The organism is Alcaligenes sp. PF14 (assembly GCF_037150615.1).
GTDB classification, from domain to species: Bacteria; Pseudomonadota; Gammaproteobacteria; order Burkholderiales; family Burkholderiaceae_B; genus Alcaligenes; species Alcaligenes phenolicus.
The window spans coordinates 542576-558755 of record NZ_JBAGRS010000001.1; the positions used below are offsets into that span (position 1 = coordinate 542576).

General features: G+C 56.7%; 18 protein-coding genes. 14 read left to right on the top strand and 4 right to left on the bottom strand.

Features of this window, described 5'->3' with window-relative positions; genetic code table 11:
• Nucleotides 1–39 precede the first annotated feature (39 nt).
• The 5 genes from WFM49_RS02485 (at nt 40) to WFM49_RS02505 (ending at nt 5043) form a co-directional block, all read left to right on the top strand.
• Complete coding sequence (locus tag WFM49_RS02485) at nt 40–789, top strand: electron transfer flavoprotein subunit beta/FixA family protein (protein ID WP_009456000.1); 750 nt, start codon at nt 40–42, stop codon at nt 787–789.
• Entirely contained in the window at nt 790–1719 is a 930-nt protein-coding gene (locus tag WFM49_RS02490; protein WP_026482963.1) for an electron transfer flavoprotein subunit alpha/FixB family protein, read from the top strand.
• 108 nt (nt 1720–1827) lie between these two features.
• Entirely contained in the window at nt 1828–3645 is a 1818-nt protein-coding gene (locus WFM49_RS02495; protein ID WP_336971499.1) for an acyl-CoA dehydrogenase, read from the top strand.
• Nucleotides 3646–3831: 186 nt separating this feature from the next.
• The gene (locus tag WFM49_RS02500; RefSeq protein WP_009455994.1) at nt 3832–4473 is read left to right on the top strand and encodes a peroxiredoxin; all 642 of its coding nucleotides are present in this window, start codon (nt 3832–3834) and stop codon (nt 4471–4473) included.
• 375 nt (nt 4474–4848) lie between these two features.
• Nucleotides 4849–5043, top strand: coding sequence for a hypothetical protein (locus WFM49_RS02505; protein WP_250755864.1), 195 nt, complete (start codon nt 4849–4851; stop codon nt 5041–5043).
• A gap of 31 nt (nt 5044–5074) precedes the next feature.
• Here WFM49_RS02505 and WFM49_RS02510 read toward each other — a convergent pair whose 3' ends face one another.
• Together WFM49_RS02510 and WFM49_RS02515 are read right to left on the bottom strand one after the other, a co-directional pair.
• Nucleotides 5075–5845 carry a lipoate--protein ligase family protein gene (locus WFM49_RS02510; RefSeq protein ID WP_035272697.1) on the bottom strand — a complete coding sequence of 257 codons (771 nt, stop codon included), beginning with the start codon at nt 5843–5845 and terminating at the stop codon, nt 5075–5077.
• On the bottom strand, nt 5842–6117 hold the full coding sequence (locus WFM49_RS02515) for a biotin/lipoate A/B protein ligase (RefSeq protein WP_022983275.1): 276 nt from the start codon (nt 6115–6117) through the stop codon (nt 5842–5844). Before WFM49_RS02515 ends, WFM49_RS02510 begins: the two co-directional genes overlap by 4 nt.
• A 273-nt stretch (nt 6118–6390) precedes the next feature.
• Between WFM49_RS02515 and rplS the strand changes: the two genes are divergently transcribed.
• Nucleotides 6391–6765, top strand: coding sequence for a 50S ribosomal protein L19 (gene rplS / locus WFM49_RS02520; RefSeq protein ID WP_003799181.1), 375 nt, complete (start codon nt 6391–6393; stop codon nt 6763–6765).
• A 153-nt stretch (nt 6766–6918) separates the two neighbouring features.
• A complete protein-coding gene (locus WFM49_RS02525; protein ID WP_009455988.1) occupies nt 6919–7590 on the top strand; it encodes an NUDIX hydrolase in 672 nt (223 codons plus the stop codon).
• A gap of 78 nt (nt 7591–7668) precedes the next feature.
• On the opposite strand, the gene rsgA is transcribed toward WFM49_RS02525, so the two are convergent.
• Nucleotides 7669–8568, bottom strand: coding sequence for a ribosome small subunit-dependent GTPase A (gene rsgA / locus WFM49_RS02530; RefSeq protein ID WP_026482958.1), 900 nt, complete (start codon nt 8566–8568; stop codon nt 7669–7671).
• Nucleotides 8565–9812 carry a M48 family metallopeptidase gene (locus WFM49_RS02535; protein WP_035272704.1) on the bottom strand — a complete coding sequence of 416 codons (1248 nt, stop codon included), beginning with the start codon at nt 9810–9812 and terminating at the stop codon, nt 8565–8567. Before WFM49_RS02535 ends, rsgA begins: the two co-directional genes overlap by 4 nt.
• Before the next feature lie 43 nt (nt 9813–9855).
• Between WFM49_RS02535 and orn the strand changes: the two genes are divergently transcribed.
• From orn to paaN, 7 genes are all read left to right on the top strand, one after another.
• On the top strand, nt 9856–10401 hold the full coding sequence (gene orn / locus WFM49_RS02540; RefSeq protein WP_009455985.1) for an oligoribonuclease: 546 nt from the start codon (nt 9856–9858) through the stop codon (nt 10399–10401).
• A 286-nt stretch (nt 10402–10687) separates the two neighbouring features.
• Nucleotides 10688–11680 (top strand): 1,2-phenylacetyl-CoA epoxidase subunit PaaA, encoded by a 993-nt coding sequence (gene paaA, locus WFM49_RS02545; RefSeq protein ID WP_009455984.1) that lies wholly within the window; start codon nt 10688–10690, stop codon nt 11678–11680.
• A gap of 94 nt (nt 11681–11774) precedes the next feature.
• Complete coding sequence (paaB, locus tag WFM49_RS02550; protein ID WP_003799192.1) at nt 11775–12059, top strand: 1,2-phenylacetyl-CoA epoxidase subunit PaaB; 285 nt, start codon at nt 11775–11777, stop codon at nt 12057–12059.
• Nucleotides 12060–12067: 8 nt separating this feature from the next.
• A complete protein-coding gene (paaC, locus tag WFM49_RS02555) occupies nt 12068–12832 on the top strand; it encodes a 1,2-phenylacetyl-CoA epoxidase subunit PaaC (protein ID WP_035272706.1) in 765 nt (254 codons plus the stop codon).
• Between the two features lie 5 nt (nt 12833–12837).
• A complete protein-coding gene (gene paaD / locus WFM49_RS02560; protein WP_009455982.1) occupies nt 12838–13338 on the top strand; it encodes a 1,2-phenylacetyl-CoA epoxidase subunit PaaD in 501 nt (166 codons plus the stop codon).
• Nucleotides 13339–13342: 4 nt separating this feature from the next.
• A complete protein-coding gene (paaE, locus tag WFM49_RS02565; protein ID WP_009455981.1) occupies nt 13343–14425 on the top strand; it encodes a 1,2-phenylacetyl-CoA epoxidase subunit PaaE in 1083 nt (360 codons plus the stop codon).
• Nucleotides 14426–14508: 83 nt separating this feature from the next.
• Nucleotides 14509–16173 carry a phenylacetic acid degradation protein PaaN gene (paaN, locus tag WFM49_RS02570; RefSeq protein WP_022983271.1) on the top strand — a complete coding sequence of 555 codons (1665 nt, stop codon included), beginning with the start codon at nt 14509–14511 and terminating at the stop codon, nt 16171–16173.
• The last annotated feature ends 7 nt before the right edge of the window (nt 16174–16180 follow it).

The window sequence follows — 16180 nt, forward strand, 5'->3', positions numbered from 1 at the left end:
AGAATAATTTTTATTTAAGACTGCACTGGAGAACATTACATGAAGGTGTTAGTACCCGTGAAACGCGTAGTTGACTATAACGTCAAGGTGCGCGTGAAATCTGACCAAACCGGGGTGGACATTGCCAATGTGAAAATGTCCATGAACCCCTTTGACGAAATCGCTGTCGAAGAGGCCACTCGCCTCAAAGAAAGCGGTGCAGCCACTGAAGTGATCGCTCTTTCTTGCGGCGTTGCACAAAGCCAGGAGACGCTGCGCACGGCTTTGGCCATTGGTGCGGATCGGGCCACCCTGGTGCAAACCGATGCTGAGTTGCAGCCTTTGGCCGTGGCCAAGCTGATCAAGGCCGTGGTGGACAAAGAACAGCCTCAGCTCGTGATTCTGGGCAAACAGGCGATCGACGATGACGCCAACCAGACTGGTCAGATGCTGGCTGCCTTGCTGGACTGGCCACAAGCCACTTTTGCCAGCAAAGTTGAAGTTTCGGGCGACAGCGTGTCGGTCACTCGTGAAGTGGACGGCGGTCTGGAAACACTGAAACTGAGCCTGCCCGCTGTGATCACCACCGACCTGCGCCTGAACGAGCCTCGTTACGTGACACTGCCCAACATCATGAAGGCCAAGAAAAAGCCTTTGGAAACCTTGACTCCCGAAGAGCTGGGCATTGATGTGGCTCCTCGTATCAAAACTCTGAAAGTGACTGAGCCTCCAGCTCGTGCTGCCGGCATTATGGTGCCCGATGTTGCCACACTGGTCGAGAAACTGAAGAACGAAGCGAAGGTGATTTAAATGGCTATCCTTGTTATTGCCGAGCACGACAATCAGCAGCTGAAGGCTGCAACGCTCAACGCCCTGGCTGCCGCTCAGAAGATCGGCGGTGATGTGCATGTTCTGGTCGCAGGCAACCAGGCTGCTGGCGTGGCCCAGGCGGCTGCCAAGGCTCAGGGTGTCAGCAAGGTCCTGTTGGCCGATGGCCCTGCATTGGCTGAAGGCCTGGCCGAGAACGTGGCTGCCCAAGTGCTGGCCATCGCCTCCAATTACAGCCACATCCTGTTCCCGGCAACCGCTTCGGGCAAGAACATTGCCCCTCGCGTTGCGGCCAAGCTGGATGTTGCCCAAGTGTCGGACATTTTGTCCGTGGAGTCGGCGGATACCTTCACCCGTCCTATTTATGCCGGTAATGCTGTGGCGACCGTTCAGTCCAGCGATGCCGTTAAAGTGATCACCGTGCGTACCACCGCCTTTGACGCTGTGGCCGCTGAAGGTGGTAGTGCCGCTGTTGAAGAGCTGAGCGCCGTGGCTGATTCGGGCCGTTCTACGTTCGTCAGCCGTGAAGTGGCCAAGAGCGACCGTCCTGAGCTGGCGGGTGCCGGTGTGGTCGTGTCCGGTGGTCGCGGTATGGGCAGCGCCGAAAACTTCAAATTGCTGGACGGTCTGGCTGACAAGCTGGGCGCGGCACTGGGTGCTTCGCGCGCTGCAGTGGACGCCGGCTATGCTCCGAACGACTGGCAGGTGGGGCAGACAGGCAAGATCGTGGCTCCTCAGCTATACGTGGCCGTGGGTATTTCCGGTGCCATCCAGCACTTGGCTGGCATGAAAGACTCCAAGGTTATCGTGGCGATCAACAAAGATCCCGAAGCGCCTATTTTTGGCGTGGCTGACTACGGTTTGGTCGCGGATCTGTTTGAAGCTGTGCCTGAGTTAGAAAAAGCGCTCTAAGCGCCCATCGGCCTGCTGGGGACTTCTCCAGCAGGCTTTTTTTCAGTGCGTATATCCTAGGGGCCTGATTGTGGCTTCGGTCCTTTTTGTTTCTGTGTAGGAGTGTTCATGACGTATCGTGTACCCACCCAAGACATCCGCTTTGCACTTACAGAGCTGGCTGATCTACCTGGTGTGCTGGAATTGCCTGGCTTTGAGGATTTCTCGGCCGAGTTGATCGATGCCATTATTGATGAGAACGCCCGCTTCGTTGAGCAGGAAGTAGCACCTTTGAACCGCGCCGGTGATCAGAATGGCGCCAAGTGGAATGATGGTGTGGTCACCACCACACCCGGCTTCAAGAAAGCCTTTGAAGAATTTGCAAAAGCTGGCTGGCAGGGTTTGCAGCACGAAGCCGAACTGGGTGGCCAAGGCTTGCCCAAGCTGATCGGCGCCGTGGCATGTGAAAATATCAATGCTGCCAACCTGGCTTTTTCCCTGTGTCCGTTGCTGACCGACGGCGTGATCGAAGCCGTGTCCATGGTTGGCTCGGAAGAACAGAAACAACGTTTCCTGCCTCCCTTGCTGGAAGGCCGCTGGACCGGCACCATGAACTTGACCGAGCCTCAGGCCGGTTCGGATCTGGCCCAAGTTGCCAGCCGTGCTGTTCCTCAGGATGATGGCAGCTACCGCATCAGCGGTCAAAAGATTTTCATCACCTACGGTGAGCACGATATGGCCGAGAACATCGTCCATCTGGTGCTGGCCCGTACGCCTGATGCACCTGCCGGTGTGAAAGGGATCTCGCTTTTCATCGTGCCCAAGTTCATGGTGAACGACGATGGCTCCCTGGGCGCCCGTAACGACGTCTGGTGTGCTTCGCTGGAGCACAAGCTGGGCATCCACGGTAGCCCAACCGCTGTGCTGCTGTACGGCTCAGGCAAGGGTGAGGTGGGCGAGGGTGCCGTCGGCTACCTGGTCGGCAAGGAAAACGAAGGCCTGAAGTACATGTTCATCATGATGAACGCGGCCCGTTACGCGGTGGGCGTGCAAGGTATCGCCGTGGCCGAACGTGCATTCCAGCAGGCTCTTGAATACGCCAACGAGCGTGTACAGGGTGCGCCTCTGACTGGCGGCAAGGCTGTGTCGATTGCCCATCACCCCGACGTGCAGCGCATGTTGATGCAAATGCGTGCCCTGACAGAAGGCTCCCGTGCCTTGGCTTACTTTGCTGCCGGTGTGAACGACAAGGCGCGTCACAGTGCCGACGAAAATGCCCGCAAGCGCTACCAGGCTCTGTACGAATTCCTGGTGCCTGTGGTCAAGGGTTTCAGCACTGAAATGTCCCTGGAAGTGACTTCCCTGGGCGTGCAGGTGCACGGTGGTATGGGCTTTATCGAGGAAACTGGTGCGGCCCAGCATTACCGTGACTCGCGCATTCTGCCTATCTACGAAGGGACAACCGCGATTCAGGCCAATGACTTCATCGGTCGCAAGGTTCTGCGTGACGCCGGTGCTGTGATCCAGGGCTTGGCTCCCGAGTTGGGTGCAACTGTTGCCAAGCTGCGTGAGCGTGCGGCTCAAGGCGGTGATCACAAAGCGGCGTTGACCTTGATCGCCGATCGTCTGGAAGCCGGAGTGAAGAGCGTGGAACGCGCTGCCATGTTCACCTTGATGAACGCTCAGAAAGACCTGCCTGCCGTGTTCCTGGGCAGCGTGCCATTCTTGATGCTGTCCGGCTATGTGCTGACTGGCTGGCAGATGGCCCGTGCCGCTTTGGCTGCGGAGAAAGCATTGAGCGAAGGCAGCCAGGATCCATTCCTGCGCCGCAAGCTCTCGACCAGCGTGTTCTTTGCCAGCCACTTGCTGCCACGTGCCGGTGCCTTGGCACAGTCCGTAGCGGATGGTGTGGAGCTGACTCCTTACCTGTCGACTGAGCTGCTGTAACTCGATCAGCCCCAAGGCATAAAGGCCCGCGCCGCTTCTTTGGCTGCCGGGCCTTTTTTGGGTATATTGATATAACGTTTAATTATTTGAAACGTGCTCTTTATACTGACAAAATCATCTGACTAGTCCTGATTATTTAAGTCGGTGATCTCCTGATCGCGGCTGCATTTCGAAAAGAGGAACGTAATGGCTACACTTCGTCTGGGTGACCTGGCCCCTGATTTTGAACAAAAATCCTCCGCTGGCACCATCAAGTTTCACGAGTTCTTGGGTAATAGCTGGGGCGTTCTGTTCTCCCACCCAGCCGACTTTACGCCTGTGTGCACCACCGAACTGGGTTACACCGCCAAACTGGCGGACGAGTTCGCCAAGCGCGGCGTGAAAGTGATTGCCGTTTCCGTTGACGACGTTGATTCCCACGGCAAGTGGATTGATGACATCAACGAAACACAAAAAACCACCGTTAACTTCCCCATCCTGGCTGATGCTGACCGCAAGGTGTCGGATCTGTACGATATGATTCACCCCAACGCCAGCACCACCGTGACTGTGCGTTCGGTGTTCATCATCGACCCGGCCAAGAAAGTGCGTCTGATCATCACTTACCCAGCCAGCACGGGCCGCAACTTCAACGAGATCCTGCGCGTGATCGATTCCCTGCAACTGACCGACAGCCACAGCGTGGCCACGCCAGTGAACTGGGAAGACGGCGACGACGTGATCATCGTTCCCAGCCTGAAAGATCCGGAAGTTCTGAAGCAGAAATTCCCCAAAGGCTACACCGAGATCCGTCCTTACCTGCGTGTGACGCCTCAGCCTAACAAGTAATTGCCACTTGGTCTTTAGGCTCAGACAAAAAGCCCTCCTGCTTATGGCACGAGGGCTTTTTTATGGGTACAGCCTTTCCAAGTAGGCAGCTCTCGCTTGGGCTCAGCGCATGTCCTGGTGTTTTTTCAAGGGTTTCTGGGGATCACAATTACGGCATAGAACTACTGTATAAAACCACGGGGTAATCACAGTTTTCCAGCTGCGGAGGGGAGAGGGCAGGCAAGCCAAGCCTGGTAAGAAATTGACTGCAGCTGGCTTCAGGACTGGGGTTCAGCGCATCAGTGGACAAGGCGCAACATTCGCGCAGGTACTAATTGCACTAAAAGCTGGTTTTAAGTACAGTACTGTATAAGAAAACAGTAATCGGAGTTAGCCATGCCCAGTCCAAGCCGTCATTACCGTCCTCAAGCCACTCCTCGTTTCCGTGGCCCAGTCCGTTCCGCAGCCTCGTCCAGTCCGTTCACCAAGCCTCTGTCTTTCAAGGCCAAGGTCATGGATGTGTGTTTGGTTGCCGTGTGGGGTGCCAGTATTCCTGGCTTGTTGTGGTTGGGCAGCATGGGCGGGTTTTAAGGCCACGCCCTTGTGCTGTTCCAAGGGGCGATCAGGGCACCAGTTGTGTCCAGTCGTTTGACAGGAAACGGTCCCGTGCCAGTTTTTCGGCCTGCTCCAGTGTGGGTGTTTCCAGTGTGCGGGGTTGAAGTGCCGTCTTTTTGCGGAACACGTCCAGCATGGCTTCAATCACAGCCTCGCGGCTCATGCCGGTTTGACTGCGGATAGGGTCCACGCGTTTCTTGGCGCTGGTGGTGCCTTTGTCCGAGAGTTTTTCCTTACCGATGCGCAGGACTTCCAGCATCTTGTCAGCATCAATATCGTAGGCCATGGTCACATGGTGCAATACAGCATTGCCACGGCGTGCTTGTGCGGCGCCGCCAATTTTTCCACCAGCACTGGTAATGTCGTTCAGCGGTTGGTACCAGGCATCAATACCAATTTCCCGTAGGGCTTCGATCACCCAGGAATCCAGAAACTCGTAGGACTCCTGAAACGTCATGCCGGCTACAAACTGCTTGGGTACGCTAAGCGAATACGTTATGGTGTTGCCTGGCTCGATGAACATGGCACCACCGCCACTGATACGGCGCACGACGCGTATACCGTGACGGGCAGCTGCCTCGGCTTCAATTTCATTGCGCAGGGACTGGAAACGCCCAATCACCACTGCCGCTTCTTGCCATTCCCAGATGCGCAGGGTGGGGGCGCGGGTGCCTTCACTGACTTCCTGGGTGATGATTTCATCCAGGGCCATATGCAGGGCAGCGGGTTGCGGCTCCATATGGACCAGTTCCCAGGGCAACTCGTTCCAGCTCATCATGCCAAGGCCCTCCGCACGACCACGCCAATGGCCTGCGGGTCCAGACCGAACATTTCGATGTCGGCAGGCAGGGCGCGGCTAACATGAGCCGCAATTTCTTCAGCACTGCTGTTGACGGACAGGCCCTGCAGGGCTTGATTGATCAGGCCCAGTGCTTCGGGAGGTTCCAGAAAAAAGTCGCCGCTCAATCGTGCTTGTTCGATCATATGATCTTTGACATCCAGATCGATCACGACCAGCTTGCCGCCAGGGACTTTGTATTCAGCATGCATAGACTGTGTCCTTTGATAAGGTCGGCCCCTTTTTGCCAAGGGGAGGGCGAATCGAGTAAATTTCCGCCTTTGCTGCGTTTAATACGGGGGCACCGTGCCCAAAGTGTCGTATTTTAGCGTAGTTAAACGCCGGGAAACGAAGCCCCGATCAGTCAAAAAGCTTGGTAATTCAGGCTTTTTGCTGATAGAATCATGGGCTAATCATTTTTTTCATCCTCTGTCAGCGCGATTTTTATAATGTGTGCGGCTGATACGATGGTTTTGGAGTCAATCGTGGATTTGATCGCTATTCTTGAGCAAGAAGAAATCCAGCGCCTGACCGGTGGCAAGCTGCCTCCCGAGTTCGGTCCTGGTGACACTGTTGTTGTGAACGTAAACGTGGTTGAAGGTACGCGTAAGCGTGTCCAGGCTTACGAAGGTGTGGTTATCGGCCGTCGCAATCGTGGTCTGAACTCTTCTTTCATCGTTCGCAAGATTTCTTCGGGCGAAGCTGTTGAGCGTACATTCCAGCTGTATTCCCCTCAGATCGCCAGCATCGAAGTCAAGCGTCGTGGCGCTGTGCGTCGTGCTAAACTGTACTATCTGCGCGATCGCTCGGGTAAAGCCGCTCGCATCAAAGAAAAACTCGTTCGTCGTTCGGGTAACTAATTCCCAAGCGAACAGCGATGCAAAGGCACCCAGGCGGGTGCCTTTGTTTTTATGTGGGATCACATACCAGTTCTTATGGATAAGCCTCGTATCAGGCCCGTTATCGTTCCTGGATTCGACCCTCGCAGCCAGCCTCTGGTTGCATTAGACTCTTTGCCTGAATTGCCTGCTCAGGCCCAGCAACTGGATTTTCTGCGTAGCGCTTTTGCCCAGCCCATACAGTGGCAGGTCGAGCCTTTGTTTCGCAGCTCCTTTTATCCAGAGTTTTTGCCCGGTTCCATGAATGTGCGCTCCGCCGTCTGTATTGGTGTGATGCAGCGCCCCGAAGGGCCCACCGTTATTTTTACGCGTCGGGCCATGCACTTGCACAATCATGCAGGGCAGATCAGTTTTCCCGGCGGACGTATTGAAGCCTCGGATCTGGGGCCGGTCGAAGCCGCCTTGCGTGAAACCCAGGAAGAGATCGGCATCGAGCCGCGCTTTGTGCGTTATCTGGGTCAGCATCCTATTTTTGTCACCAGTACCCAGTTTGCGATGCGCCCCATTATTGGCGAGCTGCAAGAGGGTTTTCAGGTGTTGCCCGATAGCTCTGAAGTGGCCGAGGTCTTTGAAGTGCCCTTGTCGGTGCTGCTGGACCCGCAGCGTCATCAATTGCATCACGCCGATTTGCCGGACGGGGCAGGGCGTTACTACTTCTCCATCCCTTGGGGGCCGTACTTTATCTGGGGTGCCACGGCGGTCTTGATCCGTAATCTTTACCACCACTTGTCGGCTGCCTGGGTGCAGTTGTCTGCCGGTGGGGACACTCACGCCAAAAGCCTGTAATCAGGCCTGACAGGCGGGCGCTTTGCAGCGTATTCCGCCCTCACAAAAAAGGGGCATTTTGCTTTGCCCCTTGTTCCCCTAATAGCGTGGCTTGTTTTCGTGCTCGGCCAGCAAACGCTGGTATAGCGCGTGCCGTTCAGGGTGAATGCTGCCTGCTTCGATGGCCGCCAGCACGCCACAGCCCGGTTCATGCCTGTGGGTGCAGTTATAAAAGCGGCAAGACTCCACCGCTTTTCGGAAATCGGGGAAGCCGTGCGCAATATCTTCCTGTGTCATATGCGACAGGCCAAAGGCCTGGAAGCCGGGGCTGTCGATCAGGTCGCCGCTATTGGGCAGGTGATACAGGCGGGTGCTGGTGGTTGTGTGTCGGCCCGCCCCCAAGGCTTGCGAGTATTCCTGGGTCAGCGCGCCGGCATCCGGGACCAGGGCATTGAGCAGGGTGGATTTACCCATGCCGCTTTGCCCCAGCAGCAAGGTACGTTTGTTCGCCAGCCAGGGGGCCAGCGCTTCCCGTGTCTGTTCTGGCTCCAGCGCCACCATTTCCAGAATAGGGACGCCCAGGGCGGCGATAGGGGCCAGCTTGGCGCGTGCGCGCTCCAGGTGGGTGCTCAGATCGGCCTTGTTCAGAATAATCACCGGCTCAATATCCACACTCCAGGCCGCGACCAGGGCGCGTCCCAGCAAGTCTTCGGAGTAAACGGGTTCTGGTGCCACCACAATCAGAAGCTGATCAATATTGGCGGCAAACTGCTTGGTGCGGAAGTCGTCAGAGCGATATAGCAGATTGCGCCTTTCTTGCACCGCCTCAATAGAGCCTTCCCCTTTGGCCTGCATCAACACATCGACTTGATCGCCAACCGCAATCCCGGCTTTTTTTCCACGAGGGAAGCACTTGATCGTTTCGCCATCAGGCAGTTCGACAAAGTAGTGACGACCATGGGCGGCGGTCACCAGACCGCTAAGGTATTTAGATGTCATGCCAGGCTTTTCAGGTGTCGAATGCGATCAATCGCGTTGGGGTGGCTATCGTAAAAGGCAGAGTGCATAGGGTCGGGCGTCAAGGTTGCGGCATTGTCGTTATAGAGCTTGAGCAAGGCGCTGATCAAGTCCTGGGCCTGGCTGTGCTGGGCGGCAAAGCTGTCGGCCTGATATTCGTCCCGGCGCGAGAGCAGGGCGCTCAAGGGGCCCATCCAGAAGGTGAAGGTAGGCACCACCATAAAGAACAGGATCAGGGCCAGGGCGTCGTTGGGGCGACCTAACTGGGGAATCACGCCCAGCCCGGTATAAAAGCCCACCTTGCCCCAGGCCCAGCCGGCCAGCAGAAAAAAGATCAGGGATGTGAATACGCTGATCAGCAGACGGCGCTGGATATGGCGATGCTTGAAGTGGCCCAGCTCATGCGCCAGCACGGCTTCCACTTCTTCGGGCTGCAGCTTGTTCAGCAAGGTATCAAAAAACACGATGCGCTTTTGGCGACCCAGGCCGGTGAAGTACGCATTGCCATGGGCGGAGCGGCGCGAGCCATCCATCACATACAAGCCGTTGGTCTGAAAGCCGCAACGCTGCGCCAGGGCATTGATGCGTTCACGCAGGCTGGCATCTTCCAGTGGTTTGAAGGTATTGAAAATGGGGGCGATAACGCGCGGGTACAGCCACAGCACCAGCAGATTGAAAACCAGCCACAGACCCCAGCCGTACCAGGGCCAGGACGGGCCGGCCCAATCCATCAGGCTGAGCAGGGCGGCACACAAGGGTGTACCCAGAATCAGGACGATGATCAGAGTTTTGGCGGTATCGGCAAAGAACAGGGCAGGCTTCATGCGGTTAAAACCAAAGCGCGCTTCCAGTACAAACTTGCGATACCAGGCAAAAGGCAGGCCCACGACACCCATAATCGCCAGGACCGTGCCAATCAGGGTTAGCTGACGCAGCAGTTCATGACTGATCCAGTTGCCCAGCGTGACATCCAGCCATTGCAGACCGCCCAGCAGCGTAAAGCCCAGCAAGACCAGGGCCTCTACCAGACGCTCGCTTAAACCCAGCCGGGTGCGTGCGATGGTGTAGCGTGCCGCACGTTGATGGCTATGCAGGCCAATGCGTTCGGAAAACTCGGCCGGCACCTCGTTCTGATGACGATAAACGTGCCGGATCTGCCGCAGGCCTAAATAAAAGCGCAGCAAAACGTCTGCAAGCAGAAAGATAATGAACAACAAAGTCAGCATGTAGGCGGCTATATGTAAAATGGGCGTTTTGAGGAATGATTATATGGCGGTTCATACACAGCGTCTGGTCTGGCTCGATATGGAGATGACAGGACTGGATCCGGACAAAGAGCGCATCATCGAAGTTGCGGTCGTGGTAACAGAAGCAGACTTGACTCTGGTGGCGGAAGGCCCGGTTCTGGTGGTTCATCAAAGCAATGCATTGCTCGATGGCATGGACGCCTGGAACAAGGGTACGCATGGCCGTAGCGGCCTGATCGACAAGGTCAAAGCTTCTACCCTGACCGAAGCGCAAGCCGAGGATCAGTTGCTGGAATTCCTGAAAGAGCACGTACCGGCTGGCAAGTCGCCCCTGTGTGGCAACACCATCAGCCAGGACCGTCGTTTCATGTACCGCTACATGCCTCGTCTGGAGGCTTTCTTCCACTATCGCAATCTGGATGTCAGCACTCTGAAAGAACTGGCTTTGCGTTGGAAGCCTGAAGTGGTTAAAAGTTTCGTCAAGCAAAGCCGCCACGAGGCCTTGGCCGATATTTACGAGTCCATTGACGAGCTGAAACACTACCGCGAGCACTTCATCCGTCTGTAAACGGGAAGGGCAGGCAGGGCGGAAGGGATGCGGGTCCCAGCACGGTTCGTGAGCGTGCTGCAGCTGTAGGCGGGGACACATTGGCAGGATCAAAACCGAGGATAGCGATTTGTCGCACCTCGGTTTTTTTACGTCTAAGTATTTACCCTTAAAGTATCTGCTTCAAGGCCATATGATACGGTTTTACGATTGACATCACATTTTTCGTATTAAATAATGAAGTGTATATGGTTTGCGTCGAAACAAATTTGTTTGGGCGCTTTCTGCACTCTTACCGGGGATGGTCATGTATGCACAACTTGTAGAGACAGGCGTCAAGCAGGTCCAGGATATCGAGCAGATGTCCGACGAAGAGCGTCGGTTCCAAGAGCGCATCGATGAGGGTGTCCGCATCGAAGCCAGGGACTGGATGCCCGAAGCCTATCGCAAAACCTTGGTTCGCCAGATTTCTCAGCACGCACACTCCGAGGTTGTCGGGATGCTGCCCGAAGGTAACTGGATTACTCGCGCCCCTTCGCTCAAGCGCAAAGCCATCTTGATGGCCAAGGTGCAGGACGAGGCCGGTCACGGTCTGTACCTGTACAGCGCGGCCGAAACGCTGGGCGTAAGCCGTGACAAGCTGGTCGACGATCTGCTGTCGGGCAAAGCCAAGTACTCCAGTATTTTTAACTACCCAACATTGAACTGGGCCGATATCGGCATGATCGGCTGGCTGGTCGATGGCTCGGCCATCATCAACCAGATTCCGCTGTGCCGCTGCTCCTACGGTCCTTATGCCCGTGCCATGGTGCGCGTGTGCAAGGAAGAGTCCTTCCACCAGCGCCAGGGTTACGACCTGCTGATTCAGATGTGCCTGCACGGTACGCCGGAGCAAAAGGCCATGGTTCAGGATTCCATCAACCGCTGGTGGTGGCCTGCCTTGATGATGTTCGGTCCTTCGGATGCGGACTCCACCAACAGCGCCCAGTCCATGCAGTGGAAGATCAAGCTGTTCTCCAACGACGAACTGCGCCAGAAGATGGTGGACCAGACCGTGCCTCAGGCCGAGTACCTGGGTCTGACCATTCCTGACCCTGATCTGCGCTGGAACGAAGAGCGCGGTCACTACGACTTTGGCGAGATCGACTGGGAAGAATTCTGGGCGGTGATCAAGGGCAATGGTCCCTGTAATCGTGAGCGACTCGAAGCCCGAGTCCAGGCCCACGAGAACGGCGCCTGGTTCCGTGATGCACTGGATGCACATGCCCAAAAGCAGGAAGCCGTCCGCAAGGTGGCCTGATCAAGAAGGCCAGGAAACCAGCACGGTTTCTGATTCGATCCGATTCGCAGCAGGCGCTTTGACAGCGCCGCTGCACAGCAAGGAATTTTCAGTTATGAGCAAGAACGATTGGCCCCTGTGGGAAGTTTTCATTCGCAGCCAGCATGGCTTGGCCCACAAGCACGTAGGCAGCCTGCATGCTCCGGACGCCGAAATGGCCATCAACAATGCCCGTGATGTGTACACCCGCCGTAACGAAGGCGTGAGCATCTGGGTCGTACGTGCAGCCGATATCGCTGCTTCCAGCCCTGGTGACAAAGGCCCGCTGTTCGAGCCATCCAACACCAAGGTCTACCGTCACCCTACGTTTTTCCCCATGCCTGACGGCATCAATATGTAGGAACTGGTATGGACAAAGCTTTGTTTTCCTACGCCCTGCGCATGGGCGATTCCACCCTGGTGCTGGCTCAGCGCCTGGGTGAGTGGACTGGCCACGGCCCGGCTCTGGAAGAAGAACTGGCCTGTGCCAATACGGCACTGGACTTGCTGGGTCAGGCCCGTATGTGGCTGACACTGGCAGGTGAGACCGAAGGTCAGGGCCGGGACGAAGATCGTCTGGCCTATCACCGAGACGTCCACGAGTACACCAACTACTTGTTGGTGGAGCGCGAGAATGGTCACTACGGCGACACGCTGGCACGTCAGTTCCTGTTTGATGCCTGGCATTGCTTCCTGCTGGAGCAGTTGATCGAATCCAGCGACGAGCAGATTCGCGAGATTGCCCAGAAGGCGCATAAGGAAGTGCTGTATCACCTGCGCCGCTCGACCGACTTGATCGTGCGCCTGGGTGATGGCACCCCGGAAAGCCACAAGCGCATGCAAAAAGCCATTGATGATGCCTGGTTCTACCTGGGTGAGCTGTTCCTGGATGACGAGGTCACCGAGGAACTGGCTCAGCGTCAGGCTGTGCCGTTGATGGCCAGCCTGTGGCAGCCTTGCCTGGAGTACATCCAGAATGCGCTGGAGCGCGCCACCTTGCGTTGCCCGGCCGAGCAGGATGCTCAGCACAAGGCCTACCGTGGTGGTCCCCAAGGCCGTCACACGGAAGCGTTAGGGTTTCTGTTGGCAGAAATGCAGCACCTGCCACGTATGTATCCTGACGCCACTTGGTGATCGCCATGACACAGACCTGGAGCACCGAGCAGGTCATGCAAGTGCTGGCCACGGTTCCAGACCCGGAGATCCCCGTGATCTCCCTGCTGGACCTGGGCATTGTGCGTGACGTGAGTTGGGAGCAGGACGTGTGTGTGGTCACCATCACACCGACCTACTCCGGTTGTCCGGCGATGTACGAGATGAGCCACTCGATTGAACAGGCCTTGCAACAGGCCGGTATCGAGCAGGTTCGGGTGGATACCAAGTTGTCACCGGCCTGGACGACCGATTGGATGAGCGAGCAGGGCAAGCTGGCCTTGCGCGACTACGGTATCGCTCCTCCGGCCCAAAGTGCGGTTGATATTTCTGGTTTGCTGCGTCAGCCCGAGGCGCCCGTGGTGGCCTGTCCTCAATGCGGCTCCACGCATACACGGGTGATCAGCCAGTTTGGCTCCACACCCTGTAAAGCGCTGTATCGCTGCATCAGCTGCGGTGAACCATTCGATTACTTTAAGGCGCATTAGTCCTATGAGTCAGTTTTATTCTCTTCCTGTGGCTTCGGTCTCCCGCAGCACCCGCGACGCCGTGGTGGTGGCCTTTACCGTGCCCGAGGATTTGCAGGATGTGTTTCAGTTTCGTCCCGGTCAGTACCTGACCTTGCGCACTCACCTGGATGGCCAGGAATTGCGCCGCTCCTACTCGATCTGTGCGGCTCCGCACGATCGGTTGCTGCGCGTGGCGATCAAGCGTGTGAATGATGGCGCTTTCTCCACCTGGGCCAATAGTCATCTGGAAGCGGGCGCCACCCTGGAAGTGATGCCGCCTGATGGCAACTTCACCGTGGACTTTGATCCCAGCCAGGCCCACCGTTACGCCGCCTTTGCGGTCGGTAGTGGCATTACACCGATTCTGTCGCTGGTAAAAACCGCGCTGGATACCGAGCCCAAGTCCACTTTCACGCTGTTTTTCGGTAACCGTGCTTCCTCGGCCATCATGTTCCGCGAAGAGATCGAGGACCTGAAAAACACCTATATGGAACGTTTCTCCATCGTGTATATCATGAGCCGGGAAACGCAGGATATCGACCTGTTCAACGGCCGTCTGGATGGCGAAAAAGTGCGTCAGCTGATGCAGCAATGGTTTGATCCAGCCAGTGTGGACGTGGCCTTTGTGTGTGGTCCCCAGGACATGAGCGAGCAGGTGGTTGCTGCCTTGCAGGAAAACGGCCTGGAAAAATCCCAGATCAAGTTCGAGCTGTTCGGCGCTCCCAAAGGCCCACGAGCACTACGTACGGGCGAAGAGTCTCGCAAGGCTCCGGGCAAGGAAGAGTGCGAGCTGACCGTGATTCAGGACGGCATTACCCGCAACCTGACTATCAGCAAAAGCAACAGCAGCATTCTGGACGCGGCACTGGAGCAAGGGCTGGAATTGCCTTACTCCTGTAAAGGTGGGGTTTGTTCTACCTGCCGTTGCAAAGTGGTAGAGGGCGAAGTGGACATGGACGCCAACTTTGCATTGGAAGATTACGAAGTAGCCCGCGGTTTCGTGCTCAGTTGCCAAAGCTTTCCGGTTACCGACCGGGTGGTGATTGACTTCGATCAGGAAACCTAAGACCGCAGCAACATAGCGGTTTTTCAAGAATCTGGACGCCAGCTTCCCAGCTTGGCGTCCTACTAGTTTCAGGAGCACATTGTATGGCAGCAGATTTTTTCAAGACGCATCAGGCAACGCTGGATCAGGCTTTGAGCAGTATTCTGGAGCGCAACTTCTGGAGCGCTTATCCTGAAAATCCCAGCCCGCGCGCCTACGGTGAAACCGCGGCTCAGGATGGTCAGGCTGCTTTTGAAGCCTACCGTGGCAAAGCCTTTCCCTTGACGCTGGAAGGCGCACAAGGTGAAGTCGGCAACGAGCAATCGCCTTTTGGTTTTGATCTGGGCATTAGCTACCCCAAAGTGCCGGTGGACCAATTGCTGGCTCAGTCGCAACTGGCGTTGGACAGCTGGCGCGATGCTGGCCCGCAAGCCTGGGTGGGTATTTGTCTGGAAATCCTGCATCGCTTGAATCAGCGCAGCTTCGAGATCGCTCACGCTGTGCAGCACACCACGGGTCAGGGCTTCATGATGGCCTTCCAGGCCGGTGGCCCTCACGCTCAGGAACGTGCGCTGGAAGCCGTGGCCTATGCCTGGCAGGAAATGTCCCGTATCCCCGGTCTGGTTGACTGGATCAAGCCCCAGGGCAAGCACGATCCCATCCAGATGAAGAAACAGTTCAAAGTCGTGCCCCGTGGCATTGGTCTGGTGATTGGTTGCTCCACCTTCCCGACCTGGAACGGTTACCCCGGTCTGTTTGCCTCGCTGGCAACCGGTAACACCGTAATTGTGAAGCCGCACCCTGGCGCGATTCTGCCTCTGGCCATTACCGTTGCTGTCGCCCGCGAAGTGCTGGCCGAAGCCGGCTTCAATCCTAATGTGGTCTTGCTGGCCGCTCACGAGCCATCGGAAGACACCGCCCAGCAACTGGCACTGAACAAGGCCGTCAAGCTGATCGACTTTACCGGCAGCAGCCAGAACGGTAACTGGTTGGAAGAAAATGCTCGCCATGCCTTGGTCTACACCGAAAAAGCCGGTGTGAACCAGGTCATTATTGATTCGGTTGAGGATTTCAAGGCGGTTGCCCGCAACCTGGCGTTCTCCTTTGCGCTGTACTCCGGCCAGATGTGTACCGCCCCTCAAAACATTTACGTGCCTCGTGACGGTATCCGTACTGCCGATGGCGTGATGAGCTTTGACGAAGTGGCTCAAGGTCTGGCCCAGGCAGTGCAAAAGCTGGTGTCCGATCCGGCCCGTGCCGTTGAAATTACGGGTGCCGTGCAAAACGAAGCCTGCGCACAGCGTATTGATCAGGCTCGCCAATTGGGCATGCCTATCCTGGCTGACAGCCAGACGCTGGAACACCCCGCATTCCCCGGTGCCCGCGTACGTACACCGCTGGTCTTGCAGGCCCGTGTGGATCAGCCCGAGATTCAACAAGAATGGTTCGGCCCCATCGTTTTTGTGGTGCAAACCGATTCGACCGAGCAAAGCATTGAAGTGGCAGGTCGCAACGTGATCGAGCACGGCGCACTGACCTTGTCGGCTTACAGCACCGACGATGCCGTGACCGCCAAGATTCAGCGCATGGCCGAGCGTTCCGGCGTATCCCTGTCCCTGAACCTGACCGGCGCTGTGTTCATCAACCAGACCGCAGCCTATAGCGACTTCCACGGCACCGGCGCCAACCCGGCTGCCAACGCATCTCTGTCGGATTCGGCCTACGTTGCTAACCGCTTCCGCGTCGTTCAGACTCGCTGGCATTTCTAAAGGAGGG